The organism is Kistimonas ophiarachnellae, assembly GCF_057552235.1.
In genome coordinates this window covers 116578-132549 of the sequence record NZ_BAAJPA010000003.1, presented here as the reverse complement: position 1 = coordinate 132549, position 15972 = coordinate 116578, and the positions used below count along the sequence as shown (strand labels likewise).

The 15972-nt window shown below is 51.6% G+C and carries 19 protein-coding genes; 11 read left to right on the top strand and 8 right to left on the bottom strand.

The window, feature by feature from the left end; genetic code table 11:
* Window positions 1–13: 13 nt before the first annotated feature.
* A complete protein-coding gene (locus AC27K1_RS04665) occupies window positions 14–577 on the top strand; it encodes a hypothetical protein (RefSeq protein WP_487148691.1) in 564 nt (187 codons plus the stop codon).
* Window positions 578–908: 331 nt separating this feature from the next.
* Entirely contained in the window at window positions 909–1628 is a 720-nt protein-coding gene (locus AC27K1_RS04660; protein ID WP_487148689.1) for a glycerophosphoryl diester phosphodiesterase, read from the top strand.
* Here the strand turns inward: AC27K1_RS04660 and AC27K1_RS04655 are convergent.
* Window positions 1597–3051: a sodium:solute symporter family protein gene (locus AC27K1_RS04655; protein WP_487148989.1), complete on the bottom strand. Its 1455-nt coding sequence runs from the start codon at window positions 3049–3051 to the stop codon at window positions 1597–1599. The two genes, AC27K1_RS04660 and AC27K1_RS04655, sit on opposite strands and share 32 nt — an antisense overlap.
* A 2-nt stretch (window positions 3052–3053) precedes the next feature.
* Window positions 3054–3281, bottom strand: a complete 228-nt coding sequence (locus tag AC27K1_RS04650) for a hypothetical protein (RefSeq protein ID WP_487148687.1) — start codon at window positions 3279–3281, stop codon at window positions 3054–3056.
* A gap of 143 nt (window positions 3282–3424) precedes the next feature.
* Here AC27K1_RS04650 and AC27K1_RS04645 point away from each other — a divergent pair, with 143 nt between their 5' ends.
* Window positions 3425–3859 carry a DUF2141 domain-containing protein gene (locus tag AC27K1_RS04645; RefSeq protein WP_487148685.1) on the top strand — a complete coding sequence of 145 codons (435 nt, stop codon included), beginning with the start codon at window positions 3425–3427 and terminating at the stop codon, window positions 3857–3859.
* Window positions 3860–3908: 49 nt separating this feature from the next.
* Here the strand turns inward: AC27K1_RS04645 and AC27K1_RS04640 are convergent, their stop codons facing one another.
* On the bottom strand, window positions 3909–4502 hold the full coding sequence (locus AC27K1_RS04640) for a YhgN family NAAT transporter (protein WP_487148683.1): 594 nt from the start codon (window positions 4500–4502) through the stop codon (window positions 3909–3911).
* A 152-nt stretch (window positions 4503–4654) separates the two neighbouring features.
* Between AC27K1_RS04640 and gpt the strand changes: the two genes are divergently transcribed.
* Window positions 4655–5161: a xanthine phosphoribosyltransferase gene (gpt, locus tag AC27K1_RS04635; RefSeq protein ID WP_487148681.1), complete on the top strand. Its 507-nt coding sequence runs from the start codon at window positions 4655–4657 to the stop codon at window positions 5159–5161.
* Window positions 5162–5172: 11 nt separating this feature from the next.
* Here gpt and AC27K1_RS04630 read toward each other — a convergent pair whose 3' ends face one another.
* A complete protein-coding gene (locus AC27K1_RS04630) occupies window positions 5173–5574 on the bottom strand; it encodes an SMI1/KNR4 family protein (RefSeq protein WP_487148679.1) in 402 nt (133 codons plus the stop codon).
* A gap of 340 nt (window positions 5575–5914) precedes the next feature.
* Window positions 5915–6484 carry a hypothetical protein gene (locus AC27K1_RS04625; RefSeq protein WP_487148677.1) on the bottom strand — a complete coding sequence of 190 codons (570 nt, stop codon included), beginning with the start codon at window positions 6482–6484 and terminating at the stop codon, window positions 5915–5917.
* A 435-nt stretch (window positions 6485–6919) separates the two neighbouring features.
* Here AC27K1_RS04625 and AC27K1_RS04620 point away from each other — a divergent pair, with 435 nt between their 5' ends.
* The 6 genes from AC27K1_RS04620 to maiA all read left to right on the top strand — a co-directional run bounded on the left by AC27K1_RS04620 (window position 6920) and on the right by maiA (window position 12203).
* Window positions 6920–8044, top strand: a complete 1125-nt coding sequence (locus AC27K1_RS04620) for a pentapeptide repeat-containing protein (RefSeq protein WP_487148675.1) — start codon at window positions 6920–6922, stop codon at window positions 8042–8044.
* Window positions 8045–8165: 121 nt separating this feature from the next.
* On the top strand, window positions 8166–9248 hold the full coding sequence (gene hppD / locus AC27K1_RS04615) for a 4-hydroxyphenylpyruvate dioxygenase (RefSeq protein ID WP_487148673.1): 1083 nt from the start codon (window positions 8166–8168) through the stop codon (window positions 9246–9248).
* Window positions 9249–9288: 40 nt separating this feature from the next.
* Entirely contained in the window at window positions 9289–10086 is a 798-nt protein-coding gene (gene phhA, locus AC27K1_RS04610; protein ID WP_487148671.1) for a phenylalanine 4-monooxygenase, read from the top strand.
* 15 nt (window positions 10087–10101) lie between these two features.
* Window positions 10102–10446 carry a 4a-hydroxytetrahydrobiopterin dehydratase gene (locus AC27K1_RS04605; protein WP_487148669.1) on the top strand — a complete coding sequence of 115 codons (345 nt, stop codon included), beginning with the start codon at window positions 10102–10104 and terminating at the stop codon, window positions 10444–10446.
* Between the two features lie 138 nt (window positions 10447–10584).
* Window positions 10585–11574: a fumarylacetoacetate hydrolase family protein gene (locus AC27K1_RS04600; RefSeq protein ID WP_487148667.1), complete on the top strand. Its 990-nt coding sequence runs from the start codon at window positions 10585–10587 to the stop codon at window positions 11572–11574.
* Window positions 11571–12203 carry a maleylacetoacetate isomerase gene (gene maiA / locus AC27K1_RS04595; RefSeq protein ID WP_487148665.1) on the top strand — a complete coding sequence of 211 codons (633 nt, stop codon included), beginning with the start codon at window positions 11571–11573 and terminating at the stop codon, window positions 12201–12203. Before AC27K1_RS04600 ends, maiA begins: the two co-directional genes overlap by 4 nt.
* A 9-nt stretch (window positions 12204–12212) precedes the next feature.
* Here maiA and AC27K1_RS04590 read toward each other — a convergent pair whose 3' ends face one another.
* From AC27K1_RS04590 to satP, 3 genes are all read right to left on the bottom strand, one after another.
* Window positions 12213–12755 carry a gamma carbonic anhydrase family protein gene (locus AC27K1_RS04590; RefSeq protein WP_487148662.1) on the bottom strand — a complete coding sequence of 181 codons (543 nt, stop codon included), beginning with the start codon at window positions 12753–12755 and terminating at the stop codon, window positions 12213–12215.
* A 69-nt stretch (window positions 12756–12824) separates the two neighbouring features.
* A complete protein-coding gene (locus AC27K1_RS04585; protein ID WP_487148987.1) occupies window positions 12825–14537 on the bottom strand; it encodes an AMP-binding protein in 1713 nt (570 codons plus the stop codon).
* A gap of 149 nt (window positions 14538–14686) precedes the next feature.
* Window positions 14687–15250 carry an acetate uptake transporter gene (gene satP / locus AC27K1_RS04580; RefSeq protein ID WP_487148660.1) on the bottom strand — a complete coding sequence of 188 codons (564 nt, stop codon included), beginning with the start codon at window positions 15248–15250 and terminating at the stop codon, window positions 14687–14689.
* 450 nt (window positions 15251–15700) lie between these two features.
* On the opposite strand from satP, the gene AC27K1_RS04575 reads away from it, so the two are divergent.
* On the top strand, window positions 15701–15967 hold the full coding sequence (locus AC27K1_RS04575) for a neutral/alkaline non-lysosomal ceramidase N-terminal domain-containing protein (protein WP_487148658.1): 267 nt from the start codon (window positions 15701–15703) through the stop codon (window positions 15965–15967).
* Window positions 15968–15972: the final 5 nt, after the last annotated feature.

Below are 15972 nucleotides of genomic sequence, written 5' to 3'. Positions count from 1 at the left end.
TGGGGAGCAGTAAATGACAAGTGCCCGAAATATCGGCTTTATCGTGCTGGTGGATGCTGGTGACAACGATGTCCACAAGATTCGTGAAACCTTGCTGGAAATCGAGGAAATTGATCTTGTTCACTGCCTGATCGGGCCGACCGACCTGATCTGCTATGGTCGCACGACGGATGTTAATCAGCTCAAGAGCCTGATGAGTGATCGCGTCCATGCCCTGCTGGAAGACCGCTTCAATCCGATTGAGCGGACGGAAACCATGCTGGTGCTGGATCATTATGGTGATGCTCTGTCTTCAGAATCACATGCGCGCCCCAATGGCACCGGTGCCTGGATTTTTGCAGACCTGAGAATCAGTGGTTCCACAATCGCGGAAAAACTGTTGAGCCGTCACCCTGAAATCAAAACCGCATTCAACGTGCTGGGTCGCAATGACACCGTGTTCTATGTGGAGTCAGAAACCCTGGACAGCCTGATGGGCGTTATTGATGAAGGGTTTCGTGTATTGCGTGGCATTGGCAGCGAAGGCAAGCCGACCAAAGCGCTTTCCCGTACCGATACCCGCCTGGTGCTGATGTAAAGACCCCTTCCCTGACCGGCCTGCCGTAGTTTTTGGCAGGCTGGATTTTCTAATTTCTATAATCACCCTCTACACGTTGTAACGGGATTCTTCCCGTGGTGATTATTCATATTGCCCGGGCTTATGCGTTGTTGTAGTGGCATGGTGTGTCACCGGGGAGTGATGGCATTTTTGCTCTCAAGCCTGCTGACGTTTCCAATGCTGGGTAAGAAAAATAAGGAAGGTTGCGCCGGGTTAAGTCTTGTTGCCTGCTTCTGCAGTAGTATGGTAATTCTGGCTTATTCACAGCCGTTTTAATTCCCGTAAACTGCCAGAAATCACGGAAAGCAACATGTTACTAAGCAGGATTATCGGTCACCGGGGCAATGCCAGTCTTGCGCCAGAAAACACCCTGGCCAGTATCCGAAAAGCCCATGAAGTGGGTGCAAAGTGGGTAGAGATTGATGTGGTGTTGCTGGGGGATGGAAACCTGGTGATTCATCATGACCAGTCCCTGCGGCGCTGCACGAATGGCAAAGGGCGGTTGCTCCGGAGCAATCTGACGGATCTCCGTAAGCTGGATGCTGGCAGCTGGTTCAGCCCCGAATTTGCGGGTGAACCTATTCCGACATTGATAGAAGCCCTGACACTGATACAGGAATTGGGACTCGGCCTGAATCTTGAAATCAAAATGCACCGGCATACGGTAAAGGCACTGGTAGAGCCGGTTCTTTCGACATTGCGGCAGCACTGGAAAGAGAATGAAAGGTTGATCATTTCGAGTTTCAGCCATGAAGCACTCAGGCAGTGTCATGTTGATGCACCGGAATATCGACTGGGCCACCTTTTTGAGAAGTTACCCCGTAACTGGTTAACCCAGGCCCGGGATGTCAATGCGGTGACTATTCATGTCGACTGCAAGCGTTTAAGGGAGGCCCGTGCCCGGGAGATTACCTCTAACGGCTATGAACTGTACTGTTACACCGTCAACAACCAGAAAATGGCGGAAAAACTCTGGGGGTGGGGGGTGAATGGTATATTTACCGATCGTCCACAGGACTTTGTTGGATAATTGTACGCTCCGTGGTGCACAGCTGTACCGCCATAACGATGAGCAGGTTGCACCCCAGGGCAATGACGCCTGCATGGATACCCTGCCACTGTTTGAGCCCATGGAACAGTCCCAGTGCATAGAGGCTTATTCCGGCCAGCAAACCGAATAAAACGGCTCTCGCTGAGACACTGCGCCAGTGCAGAGCCACAATGAATGCCGGCATGCACTGAAGCAGGATTTCCAGTTTAATTTCTACCAGGCGCCAGAACGTAATATCACGATAGAGGGCGCCGGTTGCCAAGGCACCCATGATGAAAATGGAGAGCCAGCGATCCAGCTTCATGGAGGGGTTCTGGACGGTGTTTATGGCCAGATCCCGGGTCAGCAGGGAAACCAGGCTGAGTAGTACCGAGTCTGCTGTAGACATGATGGCGGCAAGAATCGCCAGAAGAACCATCATTGCTCCCAGGGTGTGAGTGAATGAGCCGTCCGCCCACTCTTTCAGAATCACGGGGAGAATCTGGTCACTTTGACAGACCCCTTCCCGGAACAGTGGAATGGCTGCCAGCCCGACAAAGAACACAATCAGGTGCGCCAGGAATACAAACAAACCCAGCATGGCCATTGAATGGTAGAGCGTAGTATTGGTTTTGGCGGCAAAGATGCGCTGAACCGCCTGTGGGTAGATAACGGTTGATAGTCCCACAAGCAACATCGTGCTCAGCCAATACCGTTGCTGTTCAGGTTGAGGGGGAGCCAGGTTACCGGGTTTGAGCTGAGCGATACCCGCCGTTATTGCGGAAAGACTGTCATGTTTGTCCAGGATCCACGTCAGCAGCAGGATTAGCCCGGTAATCATGATCAGCCCCTGAATGGCATCGGTCCATGCCACGGCCCGAAGCCCCCCTGCGAGGTCGTAAACCAGGATAACCAGCGCCAGCGCAACCACTCCTGCAGGGTAGGTTATCATTCCGCCCGTCATGACTTCAGTGATTTCACCGATGGCTTTTAGCTGGGCAAACAGAATATTGGCCAATACAACGGCCATGACCAGGGTAATGATTCGACGCAGGGAAAGCGCCAGCGGCTCACCGTAAAAGCGGTGTCTCAGCCAGTCTCCGGGTGTGATAAAACCATGCTTACAGGCAATTGGCCTTAGCGCTGGCGCGATAAAATGATAACCAACAGCCATGGAAACGACATATCCCACGGCAACCACCCAGAAAAATCCTCGCCGCCAGGTTTCCCCTGCTGCGCCCATCAGGCCATTACTGCTCTGTATCGTCGCGTAGAGCGTTAAAAGCAGGACAAAAAAACCGAGGGAACGGTTGGCCAGGTAGTGGTTGCTGTGGGCATCACTGCGATAGCGCCAGGCCACTACACAGACCGGAATCAGTATCAGCAAATAAAGTAGCAGGCCGCCAAGCCCGATTTCTGCCATTGTCACTGGCTATCCGGCTCCCGGTCCCAATAGGCAAAAAGCATCCATGTCAGCAGATTTATAACGACAATCAGGGCATAGCAGAACACTGCACGGGTGACCCAGGCAGGCATACCCAGCCACTGTATTTGATGGTATTGAGCGGTTCCATACCAGGGAACAGAGAGCACCAGCAACAGGATCATGGTGAGTCGTAAATAAAAGAGTAAAACCTTTTTCCTCGTTTCCATAAGTACAAGCGTGATGGTGATTAACAGGTTGCCAGGATCATCCGTTACTTTTTCTGGTCTATATATAGACCGTTAATTAGACCATCGCTTGAATTAAGCAGGTGGCCTGATTAAAAACATCTTGGCTGACAGGTTCATTGGCTATGTGGTCTTATTGGCGAACAGTATGGGTAGGTTTGGCGCTGATTACGGCTGGGATTGTTGCTGAATTATCGGCCGGGGAGATTATTCTCAATATCAGAAATGTGCGCAGTAATCAGGGGTTTCTGCTGGCCTCATTGCATAAAAGCGCGAAAAGTTTTCCTGATAAGCCGGGCGCACTCATGTACCTCAAGGTCAAAGCGAAAACCGGAAGAATGCAGCTACGGTTCAGTGTGGAAACACCCGGGAAATATGCCATTTCGATGTTTCATGATGAGAACAACAACGGCGTTCTTGATACTCGCTTAGGCATTCCGACAGAGGGTTATGGCTTTTCCAACAATGCCAGGGGGGATTTTGGTCCACCCGGATTTCGTCAGGCGTTGTTATCCATTGATGGCGGAGAAATTGTCCAGTTTATAGAGCTGACGTATTAGCAGGATAGATAAGTGGTGTTACCCGTTGGTAAACACCACTTTGCGGCTGTTACACACCCTGCACGTAGTGAATGATGCCGTCCAGGAACATTTGAACTGACAGCATGACCAGAATCATGCCCATAAGACGCTCAAGGGCAAACAAGCCACGCTCGCGCAGCAAATCATAGAGTTTTCCGGAACACATCAGGATACAGGCGGAAACAAACCAGGCGCTGACCACGGCAAGTGTCCAGTCAAACATCCGGTCGGGATCCTGGTTTGCCAGAAGCATGATCGCGGCCAGCAATGAAGGGCCGGCAATCAATGGCGTGGCCAGTGGTACGATCATCGGTTCGCCGTCTGGCGTATCACCCATGATGCTGCTTCCCCTGGATGGAAAAATCATGCGAATGGCGATAATGAACAGGATGATGCCACCCGCAATGCTGACCGCTTCTTGCTTCAGGTGCATGATGGCCAGGAATGACTGGCCGGTGTACAGGAACAACAGCATGATGCCCAGGGCGATAAGAAGCTCGCGAATCAGTATCTTGTTCCGGCGTTCCCGCGGGACGGATTTCAGGATGGAAAGAAAGACGGGCATATTGCCCAGTGGATCCATGATAAGGAATAAAAGAATGGCGGCGGACCATATTTCCATGGCAGGTGCACCTGGTTGTTTGAATGAAATAGGAATGGGTGATGACGGTCGTAGCTTATACCACATCCCGGAAAAGGCTGTCATTCACCGTTCTGCAGGCATAAAATGCTGCGATCAATTCAATAAGCAACCCTGATGAGTGGTCAGCCACCATGGTCAGTACGAGTGAAGCCCTGTACACCCGCGATATGATCAAAACCTGGTCTGAACTGCACCGGGATTCCCGGCTACTGGCGCAAAAGCTGCTGACACTGGGTACCTGGAACGGCATTATCGCGGTGACCCGGGGCGGCATGATACCTGCGGCGATCATTGCCCGGGAGCTGGATATCCGCCTGATCGATACGTTCTGCATCGCCAGTTACGATGACCAGCAGCAGGGAACAATAACCGTGCTAAAAGATCCGGTGATCACGTCAGAAGGAAGTGGTTATCTCATTATTGATGATCTGGTAGACACGGGAAAAACGCTGAAGGCTGTACGTAAAGCCCTGCCCCAGGCGCATGTTGCAACGCTGTATGTCAAACCCGCCGGGCAGCCGCTGGTGGATACTTTTGTCCAGGCCTACAGCCAGGAGACATGGATACGCTTCCCCTGGGATCTGACACTGGGTTATGCCGTCCCGCTGGTGGAACAGGTGGAAGAGATCGAAAGCTGACAGGGAACCTGTCAGCCATTCAGCCAGATTTCCCGGGCCCAGTGCCAGATGGAAGGCCAGGTTTCATCAGACTCACCCTCTTCCGACCACAAGGTGATCTCGCCATCTTCACTGATGCAGTAGTACTGCTCGTTGTCGCGACAGACAGGAATCAAATGACGGGGAACGAACGTATCCCAGGCTTCGGCAGCGACATCGGGAAGGTGTGTGTGTGACTGGGGGTCGGTGACTGTGACCGGCTCAATCGAACCGTAGACCACATCACTGACATTGAGCAGGAATTCCCGCAGATCGAATGGCAGTGAGATCAGCAGCTCTTCCTCGATCTCTACCAGTTCATCCTCATCAGGAAGCCTGAGGGGAACAGGAACATCCAGTGCGCTGGCTTTCAGGAGCTCAATAACATCTTCCACAGGAAAACGCCTTTTCTCAATAAACAGGGGGAGGTGTTGATGGCTGCATTATTGTCTACAAACCGGGGTATGAGAAGTGTTGTTTTTTGTGGGATGTTCCGGCCGGGATCATCATTGTTGAGGACTGCCATTCCAGCCAGATTTGAATGACGGCGGTTTCATCATGGGTTGATTGTAATGAACCAGGTTAAGAGCCAGGGCCAGTTACGGGTCTTTGAACAGGCAAATCCGGTGGCGGGCGCATAGTGGTATTGGGGCTGATTGTCGGCACCTTGTTCCTGTGGATGACCAAACCGGCGGCGACAGGCATCGCCGCACTGTTTTGCTGAATCAACCGGGATCAATGACGGGACAGGAGCAAATCCAGTTTTTCATTAACGGTTGCCATGCCGTCCTTGAGGGTAGACACGTCATCCTTGAGGGTAGAGACGTCACCCTTGAGGGTAAACACGTCATCCTTGAGGGTAGAGACGTCACCCTTGAGGGTAGAGACGTCACCCTTGAGGGTAAACACGTCATCCTTGAGAGTAGAGACGTCACCCTTGAGGGTGGAGACGTCATTTTCCAAACGATCAAAACGTTTGTTGGTTTCCTCTTTAAATAGGGAAAAGTTATTTTCCAAACGATCAAAACGTTTGTTAGTTTCCTCTTTAAATAGGGAAAAGTCATTTTCCAGCCGGATATAGGAATCGTTCAGTTTCAGCAATATTTCATCGTGCTGGACAAGGTGTTTCTCTATCCGGTCCATTTGCATGGTATTGGCGTTCAGGTGGATACTCTGTTCTTCCAGCATGGTATTAAGCGATTCATAATATTTATCACGCCTTTGTTCCTCTCTGGCGCGCTGTGCCTCCTTCTCTTCCAGGCTGGATACACGGACGTCAAGCTCATGCAGGTTGACTTCAATCACGGTTATTCCTCCTCACTTTGTTCTGGGCGGGATTGATTGTAGACAACGCTGTCATTTAAGGAGGCAAAATATCCGGTCATTTTTTATATTCGTTATCGTGGTAATGACGCCGGTTAAAACGGATAAAACCATGGCTTTTCATGTCCCTGATATATGTTGTATCGGCACCGGTTCGCTGGCAAGTACGGACAATGCGGACAACGCTGGCAAAGACGGGGTTATTAAAAAAGATTCGCTAGATGATCCATCTTCATCCTGTTAATTAAAAGACGCGGGAAGGACAGACGCTGTTTCTGAAGGGCGTGATATCAACGGAATCAGGCAGGAAAAGAACATTGGACAGCCCGGTTGCCGCTTGAGTCATTAGACAATGGTCTGACAGACCAATGCTATGGTTAATGAATATAAAGCGTTAACAATGGAACGGATTCCCTTATGACTCGTCGTTTACAATGGGTTGCGGGTTTACTGCTGCTCAGTGGCGTAGTGTTTTACCTCATTAATAATGTGTTGCAACCGGATCCTCGGCAGACACTGGTTTCTACAGTGCAGGAGATCAGGGGTAAAGGCTGGTGTCAGCCGGGAGGGGACAGGCTTTGTGGCTTTGATGAGCTGCGTCTTGCCTTTGGTTCTCCCGTGCAGCGTTTCTGCTATCGCTACCTGAATGATGCGTTGCTGCTGATGGAAGCCAGCTGTCTGCATCAGGTTCGGCTGGAATTGCAGGATGCGGACTTGAGTCAACTGGATATTGCCCGGGTGGATCTCAGTAATGCCGATTTATTGGGAGCAGATTTACAGCAGGCTGACCTGTCTGGCAGTAGTCTCAGGAGTACGAACTTAAGTCATGCAAATTTATCAGGCGCCGTTCTGGAAACAACCAAATTACTGTCTGATATGGATCATGTGTCTTTCCGCGGAGCCAGGTTACGAGGGGCGACGTCTGTCTTTCAGGCCAGTTTTCAACAGGCGGATTTTACGGAAGCTGATCTCCGGGAGGTGAATTTCGGCCGTTCAGATTTTCTCGGCGCCAATTTCACCAGGGCGGATCTTCGTCAGGCGAATATGGCCTACTCTCATCTCTCGGGTGCGTTATTTTCTGATGCAAGGGTGGAAAACCTGGTGCTTCATCAAGCCTCGGGGCTCGATAATCAGACGCTCGACTGGTTGAGGAAAAACGGCGCAATTGTTGACCAGGAAGACCTGGAAAAAGCCCTGCAAAATGGACTCAGAATTCCTGTCATGTGGTGGTTTAATCTTTCGAAAATGAACCTTTCCGGTATCGATTTCACGGATACAATCCTCAGTGGCGTGACATTCACAGGAGCAAAGCTTGATGGAGCCAAATTTGTGAATGCAAGCCTTGACCAGGCCAACTTCCACAATGCTGATCTGCGAGGCGCCGACTTCTCTGACAGCTACCTGATTCATGCGGATTTCAGTGGTGCAGATCTGCGTGGTGCCCGGTTTGATAATGCGGTTCGTCTGGAAACGATTAGGTTCGATAGTACCACCCGGTTTCCGGATAACTTTCCTCGTAACACAACGCCGGATTCGCCATAGGCTGAATTCGAATTCGGGCTGAATGCATATAAAAAATCGTTATTAGCATTGGTAGACATCGGCGTCCAATCCCTCTAAAAAGAAAGAGAAGGATAAAAAATACGTGGGAGGGAATGCTGTCATGCCTGATAAAAAACAGCTCGCACTGATCACGGAAGACAACCCCATGGGAACAGACGGTTTTGAATTCGTCGAGTTCTCTGCCAGTAAGCCGGAAGAGCTGGCTGCCCTGTTTGAACAGCTTGGTTTTACGGCTATTGCACGTCACCGTTCTCGAGATGTAACACTTTACCGGCAGGGTGATATCAATTTCATCCTGAATGCCGAAACCGATAGTTTTGCTGAAGATTTCACCATCATTCATGGTCCCTGTGCCTGCGCCATGGCTTTCCGGGTGGCAGATGCTGCACGGGCAATGGAGCATGCTATCGGGTTAGGCGCGAAACCGGTGATCAACCGGCCGGGCCCAATGGAACTCAATATTCCGGCGATTGAAGGGATTGGCGGCAGCCTGATTTACCTGGTGGATCATTACGGAGAATCGGGTTCCATTTACGATATTGATTTCATCCCCATTGACGGTGTTGATCAGCATCCGGCGGGTGAAGGGCTATTGAATATCGATCATCTGACTCACAATGTTTTCCGCGGCAATATGGATCAATGGAGTCAATTCTACGAATCCCTCTTCAATTTCCGGGAAATCCGTTACTTCGATATTGAAGGCAAAATGACAGGCCTTAAGTCCCGGGCGCTGACCAGTCCCTGTGGCAAGATTCGTATTCCCATCAATGAATCCTCGGACGATAAAAGCCAGATTGAGGAATACCTGCAGGAATACCACGGGGAAGGCATTCAGCATATCGCGCTGAGTTCAGAGGATATCTATGTCACGGTGGAATCCTTAGGGGGCGGCGGCACTGCCTTCATGACACCGCCACCGGATACCTATTACGACATGCTGGAAGAACGTTTGCCGGGCCACGGTGAGGATGTCGAACGCCTGAAAAAGGACGCCATTCTGATGGATGGCAGCCCGGGGGGGCGGCTTCTGCTGCAGATATTTACGGAAACGGTTATTGGTCCCATTTTCTTTGAAATCATCCAACGTAAAGGGGATGAAGGCTTTGGGGAAGGCAATTTCCAAGCATTGTTCGAAAGTATGGAGCGGGACCAGATCCGCCGGGGTGTATTGCAGAAATAACGCAGCATACCGTCAAGACAGGGAATAACCGGAGGCATGCATGGCCAGCAGCGGAACGGCATATGTCGCAAGGGAACCTGACGAACAGGGGTATATCCACTATCCCGACGAGGACAATGAAACCTGGCAAATCCTGATGTCGCGGCAGATGCAGTTACTGCCGGGGCGTGCCTGCCAGGAATATTTCGATGGACTGGACCAGTTGCAGCTGCCGGTTGACCGGGTGCCGCAACTGGAAGAACTCAATCGCGTGCTGGCACGTACAACAGGATGGCGGGTTGAACGAGTACCGGCACTGATCTCTTTTGATCGCTTTTTCAAGCTGCTCTCGGAGAAATGCTTTCCCGTGGCGACGTTTATCCGAACCCGGGAAGAGCTGGATTACCTGCGGGAACCGGATATTTTCCACGAAATCTTCGGCCACTGTCCGTTGTTAACCAATCCGGATTTTGCCGCCTTCACACATACCTATGGCAAGCTGGCTTATAAAGCCAACAAGGAAGATCGTATTTTCCTGGCCCGTTTATACTGGATGACCGTCGAGTTCGGTCTGGTCGATACAGACGAAGGTCGGCGTATCTACGGTGGTGGAATTCTTTCCAGCCCAAAGGAAACCATTTACAGCCTGGAGAGTGACAAGCCGCTGCGGGAAGCCTTCGATCCTGTCGCCGCCATGCGAACGCCGTACCGGATTGATATTCTGCAATCGGTCTATTTCGTCATTGATCAGATGTCAGTCTTGCAGCAATTGAGTGACATGGACATCATGGCTATGGTCAGTAAGGCAAAAACGCTGGGGCTGTTTGAGCCTCGATATCCACCGAAAGATGAACAGTGACAACAGGATTTCAGTATGTCTGAACTCGCTAATGGGGTCTGTGAACCCTGTCAATCCGGTGCGCCTCAGGTCACCGATGATGAAATGCGTGAGCTGATGGCCATGGTGCCGGACTGGTCCATTGAAACGCGTGATGGTGTCATGCAGCTCGAAAAAGTGTATTCCTTCAAGAACTTCCGTGATGCGCTGGCATTCACCAATCAGGTCGGAGAACTGGCGGAGGCACAGGGACATCACCCGGGCTTGTTAACGGAGTGGGGAAAGGTCACCGTGACCTGGTGGACCCACAAAATTAATGGGCTGCATAAAAATGATTTCATCATGGCGGCAAAGACGGATGCTGCGGCAAATAACCAATAAATTCGGCAAATACGCTAGATAATGCCGTGAAAACTGCTGTAATCAACAGTGATTTAATCGATCAGACAGAAAAAATTTCTGTCATCCCGTACCGATATTCGAATAAATCGCCCGGACTGACCGGGTAAGGAGCACTGTGTGAAGCTGGCCTCCCTGGCAGATGGCAGAGACGGTAAACTGGTTGTTGTATCCCGGGATCTGAAGCAGGCTGCTGCCGTACCCAAGATAGCAGCTACGTTGCAGCAGGCAATGGATAACTGGGAAGAAAAAGCCAGTCGGCTGAATGAAGTGTATGAATTACTCAACCGGGGAGAATGGCCAGATGCCTTTGGTCTGGAGCCGGAACAATGTGGCGCTCCCCTCCCCCGCGCGTTCCAGTGGTTAGATGGCAGTGCATACGTTAACCATGTGGAACTGGTCAGAAAAGCCCGTGGTGCCGAAATGCCAGAGAATTTCTGGACTGACCCGCTGATGTACCAGGGCGTTTCCGATAACCTGCTGGGACCCTGTGACGACGTTCTGGTCGCCTCTGAAGACTGGGGCATCGACTTTGAAGCGGAAGTGGTGGTGTTGACGGATGATGTCCCCATGGGCGTTTCTCCGGAACAGGCGGCTTCTCACATCAAGTTACTTACCCTGGTCAACGATGTTTCCCTGAGAAATCTCATTCCTGCCGAACTGGGTAAAGGGTTTGGCTTTCTACAGAGCAAACCCGCATCAGCCTTTGCTCCGGTCGTAGTGACGCCTGATGAGCTGGGTGATGTCTGGCAGGATAACAAAGTCCATTTGCCGCTTAGGGTGGAATTGAACGGCGAGTTATTTGGTCAACCCAATTGCGGGGTGGACATGACCTTTGATTTTGCCCGGTTGGTTTCCCATGCTGCCATGACCCGTCGCCTTGGAGCGGGCACACTGCTGGGCTCCGGCACCATTTCGAATACGGATCGCAGCAGTGGCTCCTGCTGTCTTGCAGAACAGCGGATGCTTGAGATTATTGAAGGTGGTGAAGCCCAGACACCTTTCCTGCGATTCGGTGACCGGGTGCGGATTGAAATGCTGGATGCCAAGGGACAATCCGTCTTTGGTGCCATTGATCAACGCATCTGCCAGTACGAGGCGGATGCATGAAGCTGTATGACTATTTTCGATCGTCTGCAGCTTACCGGATACGGATAGCACTGAACCTGAAAGGGCTTTCGTACGATTCAATTCCGATTAACCTGAGAACCGGTGAGCAGCGCTCGCAGGCCTATCGGGATCGAAACCCGCAAGGTCTGGTGCCCGCACTGGAAACACCTCAAGGTTTGTTAAGTCAGTCACTCGCGATTATGGAGTGGCTGGATGAAAGTCATCCCGAGTCGCCTCTGTTGTTGCCGGGAGATTCATGGCTAAGGGCCCAGGTCAGGAGTTTGGCCTGCCAGATTGCCTGCGATATTCACCCACTGAATAACCTTCGAGTATTGAATTATCTGCAAGGTGAGCTGGGTGTGTCTGATACGGCGAAGTCTGACTGGTACGCACACTGGATCGCGACGGGGTTTGAGGAATTGGAACCTCAGCTATCGGGTTCAGGCTTTTGTATTGGAGAAGAACCGACGTTGGCTGATATCTGCCTGATTCCACAGGTCTACAATGCGCTTCGCTTTAACGTGGATCTATCACCCTACCCTGCTATCCGGCAGGTTTACGAGCACTGCAACCAGCTAAAGCCTTTCCAGAAAGCAATCCCTGAAAATCAGGCAGATGCCATTGTGTAGGCGGATTTTTCAGTAATCTTCAGCGATATGCAGGTCTTTCAGTTTCCGGTAATTGTCTGCACTGTAATTAAAGAAACTGCGTTCTTTCTCGGTCAAGGGGCGTGCTTTTTTAGCTGGGTTTCCCTTGTAGACAAAGCCACTCTCCAACACCTTGCCGGGTGCGACCATGGCGCCAGCCGCTACCAGTACCTCGGATTCCACTACCGCCCCATCCATGACTATAGCGCCAATGCCAATCAGCACCCGGTCATGAATGGTGCAGCCATGCAGGCAGGCTTTGTGGCCGATGGTGACATCGTTACCGATGGTCAGCGGCCAGCCATCAGGATTAAAGGGGCCGGCATGGGTGATGTGCAGAACAGCGCCATCCTGCACACTGGTACGTTGTCCGATCCGGATGGCGTGCATATCACCACGGATGACTGCCATGGGCCAGACGGAACTGTCATCACCGATTTCCACATCCCCCAGAACAACCGCTGTTGGATCCACGAAGACACGGTCACCCAACTTAGGTGTTTTTTTCTGGTAGGTTCGAACCGGTGAAGACATGATTTATCCCCTGACAGTATGAAGAAAAGTAAGGAACAGGTTTTTCATTATCTGCTGAAGACTATGGGCTTAAATGGCGGTTCCTGGCAAGGCAGTTTCATCCAGATTCAGTTCCCGGGTGCTGATTTCGCGTATTTTATATTTCTGAACCTTACCGGTAATGGTCATCGGGAAACTGTCCGTAAATTTGAAATAGCGGGGAATTTTAAAGTGGGCAATCTGGTCCTTGCAGAAATCCTTGAGTGATTCCTCTGGTGGTGGCTCAATTCCGTCCTTTAACCTGATCCAGGCGATGACCGCTTCCCCATATTTAGTATCAGGCACGCCGGTGACATGGATTTCAGCCACTGCCGGATGGGTATAAAAAAGGTCTTCGATTTCCTTCGGATAGATGTTTTCCCCACCCCGGATCACCATGTCCCTGATACGCCCGATAATCTGGATAAACCCGTCATCATCCATCAGGGCCAGGTCACCACTGTGCATCCAGCCCGCCTCGTCAATGGCATTATCGGTGGCTTCCTCGTCGTTCCAGTACTTCATCATGACACTGTAGCCACGGGTGCAGAGTTCACCAACCTGTCCTCTTGGCACAATGCGTTGATCATCCGTAGAGATGATTTTGGTTTCCTGGTGGGGCTGGGTTCTGCCAACGGTGTTAACCCGCTGTTCCAGTGAGCTATCGTGGCTGGTCTGGGTACTGAGAGGACTGGTTTCCGTCATCCCGTAACCGATCTGGATTTCACTGAGATGCATGTCATTGATAATGCGTTTCATCAGTTCCACCGGACAGAGGCTGCCGGCAATCACCCCTGTGCGCAGACTGGAGAGGTCGTAGCTGGCAAAGTCGGGTTCATGCAGTTCGGCAATGAACATGGTGGGAACCCCGTGTAATGCGGTGGCTTTCTCCTCTGCCACTGCAACCAGTGTCTGTTTGGCATCAAAACCTTCTGAGGGGTAAATCAGCGTAGCGCCACAGGTCAGGCAGGCCAGGTTAGCGAGCACCATGCCAAAACAGTGGTACAGCGGAACCGGCACCACCAGACGATCCTGCTCCGTGAGGCGCATCTGGCGAGCCACAAAGCAGGCATTGTTCAGGATGTTGTGATGGGTCAGGGTTACGCCTTTAGGGTGTCCGGTGGTGCCAGAGGTGTACTGGATATTGATGGGGTCATCGAACTGCAGGGCCTGCTGCCGTTGTACCAGGTCGTTTTCTGACAGGCTGTTCCCTTTTTCCATCATATCCTGCCAGCGGATCATGCCCGGATAGGTTGTATCAGACAGGATGATGATGGTTTCCAGCGTGGGTATTTCTCTACTGCAGCCAGCTTTGCCGGGGTTCTTTTGTGGTTCGGGCAGGAGGGATTGCAGCATCTCGATGTAGTCGGATTGCCTGAATCGCTCTGCCGTTACCAGGAAGCGTATACCACAGAGGTTCATGGCATATTTCAGTTCTGGCACACGATAGGCGGGATTGATGTTCACCAGAATGGCACCGATCTTTGCGGCTGCGAGCTGGATCAACGTCCATTCCGCCCGATTGGGTGACCAGATGCCTATTCGATCCCCCTGTTCGACGTCAATGGCCAGAAGCGCCCGTGCACAGGCATCGGTTTTCTCCTTCAGTTCGCGCCAGGACCAGCGAATCGATTGATGCCGGACAACCAGTGCTTCCCGGTCAGGAAAACGGTCTGCCGTGATATCCAGCATTTCACCGATGGTCATTCCCAGTAAAGGTTGTTCTGCAGTGCCGGAGGTGTAGCTCAACCGGGATACTGTCATCACATCGCTCTCCAGTTAACACGGGCGTGGTCCGTAATAAATCGGGGAGGAAGTATAGTCAGCGGTAAGTCGGGGCGTGGGGGGAGAAAAAAGGAACGGTATTCAAAGGAAGGTTGCCCCAAAGCAAATTAGCTCCGGGGCAGGTGTTATCAGCGCACTTCGCCGATAGGCAGAACGGTACGGCCGAACTGTTCGTTCAGCACTTCCGCCATGGCCAGGTAGATGGCGCTGGCGCCGCAGATGATGCCTTCGAAACCGGCGATGGTGCCGATCAGCCCGGAACCGGTGAAATCACGGGCAGCCAGCAGGAAGAACAATACGGTCAGGGAAGCAAAGACGAACTGCAGGGCGCGGTTGGCCTTCAGGGTGCCGAAGAACATGAAACCGGTGAACACGCCCCAAAGGCCCAGATACCAGCCCATAAATGCGGCAGGCGTGGCTTCAGAGATTCCCATGGACGGGAAGATCAGCAGCAACACCAGGGACCACCAGAACAGGCCATAGGAGGTAAATGCGGTCAGACCGAAAGTATTACCCTTCTTGAATTCCATGATACCCACGATGACCTGGGCCAGGCCGCCATAGCACAGGCCCATGGCCAGGATCATGGCGCTGATCGGAAAGAAACCGGCGTTGTGAATGTTAAGCAGAATGGTGGTCATGCCGAAGCCCATCAGGCCCAGCGGAGCGGGATTGGCCAGTTTTTCTGACACGTCGGTATCCTTGCAGCAGTGATGAATGGTAGCGGGTTAAAGACAGCCATAGTTTCCGACCTCAACCGGGAAAACCGGAAGCCAGAAAGGAAACAGAATGCTGTGTGGAGGATTGTCGCCAATAGGCCAAAACCGACCGGACAATCTAAAGGGCAGCAAGCGTAGTCATTCGGTTAGTGGGACAAAATCCGCATTTGCACGATTTATAAGTTATTTCTACGAAAAATTGAGAGTATTCAAAAACACGAACCGGAAGATAACCAGTTCCCGGCATACCCTTAAAGCTGTAAAGACGCTGGCTGTTCAATCGTACTGATCTGAATATTAAGCCATGGATGGATGGGTTCTGAATCCTTCCCGGTAACGCCCTGTTTCTCTGGTCGTCTGTGCGTTGTCTCCTGCCTACACGGTTCCGATCAAGCGACAGAGGACGTATAAAACAATTATCGGGTGGGGGGTAGAATTTATGATATCACTGAGCCAGCTGTAGAAGTGAAGTTGTTTGGCTATGCCTGTGCTGACCAGTTTTCCACCGGTATCCGTGATTGCCAGTGCTCAAACGTGTTTGTGATTGCAGAACCTGTAGAAGTGGAAAAACGGGTGGTATTTGTCACCGTCTATAGACGATGTGTAATTTCTTGCGGTTTAGGGCTGTTACCCATCGATAACAGCCCCTCCATTGCTATTGCTGCAGCTATTCATATGCACCGAAAATGATGGTT

Excerpts from the sequence above, each read along its gene's own strand:
- AC27K1_RS04665 (WP_487148691.1), top strand. The coding sequence starts at position 14 with ATGACAAGTGCCCGAAATATCGGCTTTATCGTGCTGGTGGATGCTGGT.
- AC27K1_RS04660 (WP_487148689.1), top strand. The coding sequence starts at position 909 with ATGTTACTAAGCAGGATTATCGGTCACCGGGGCAATGCCAGTCTTGCG.
- AC27K1_RS04655 (WP_487148989.1), bottom strand. The coding sequence starts at position 3,051 with ATGGCAGAAATCGGGCTTGGCGGCCTGCTACTTTATTTGCTGATACTG.
- AC27K1_RS04650 (WP_487148687.1), bottom strand. The coding sequence starts at position 3,281 with ATGGAAACGAGGAAAAAGGTTTTACTCTTTTATTTACGACTCACCATG.
- AC27K1_RS04645 (WP_487148685.1), top strand. The coding sequence starts at position 3,425 with ATGTGGTCTTATTGGCGAACAGTATGGGTAGGTTTGGCGCTGATTACG.
- AC27K1_RS04640 (WP_487148683.1), bottom strand. The coding sequence starts at position 4,502 with ATGGAAATATGGTCCGCCGCCATTCTTTTATTCCTTATCATGGATCCA.
- gpt (WP_487148681.1), top strand. The coding sequence starts at position 4,655 with ATGGTCAGTACGAGTGAAGCCCTGTACACCCGCGATATGATCAAAACC.
- AC27K1_RS04620 (WP_487148675.1), top strand. The coding sequence starts at position 6,920 with ATGACTCGTCGTTTACAATGGGTTGCGGGTTTACTGCTGCTCAGTGGC.
- hppD (WP_487148673.1), top strand. The coding sequence starts at position 8,166 with ATGCCTGATAAAAAACAGCTCGCACTGATCACGGAAGACAACCCCATG.
- phhA (WP_487148671.1), top strand. The coding sequence starts at position 9,289 with ATGGCCAGCAGCGGAACGGCATATGTCGCAAGGGAACCTGACGAACAG.
- AC27K1_RS04605 (WP_487148669.1), top strand. The coding sequence starts at position 10,102 with ATGTCTGAACTCGCTAATGGGGTCTGTGAACCCTGTCAATCCGGTGCG.
- maiA (WP_487148665.1), top strand. The coding sequence starts at position 11,571 with ATGAAGCTGTATGACTATTTTCGATCGTCTGCAGCTTACCGGATACGG.
- AC27K1_RS04590 (WP_487148662.1), bottom strand. The coding sequence starts at position 12,755 with ATGTCTTCACCGGTTCGAACCTACCAGAAAAAAACACCTAAGTTGGGT.
- AC27K1_RS04585 (WP_487148987.1), bottom strand. The coding sequence starts at position 14,537 with ATGACAGTATCCCGGTTGAGCTACACCTCCGGCACTGCAGAACAACCT.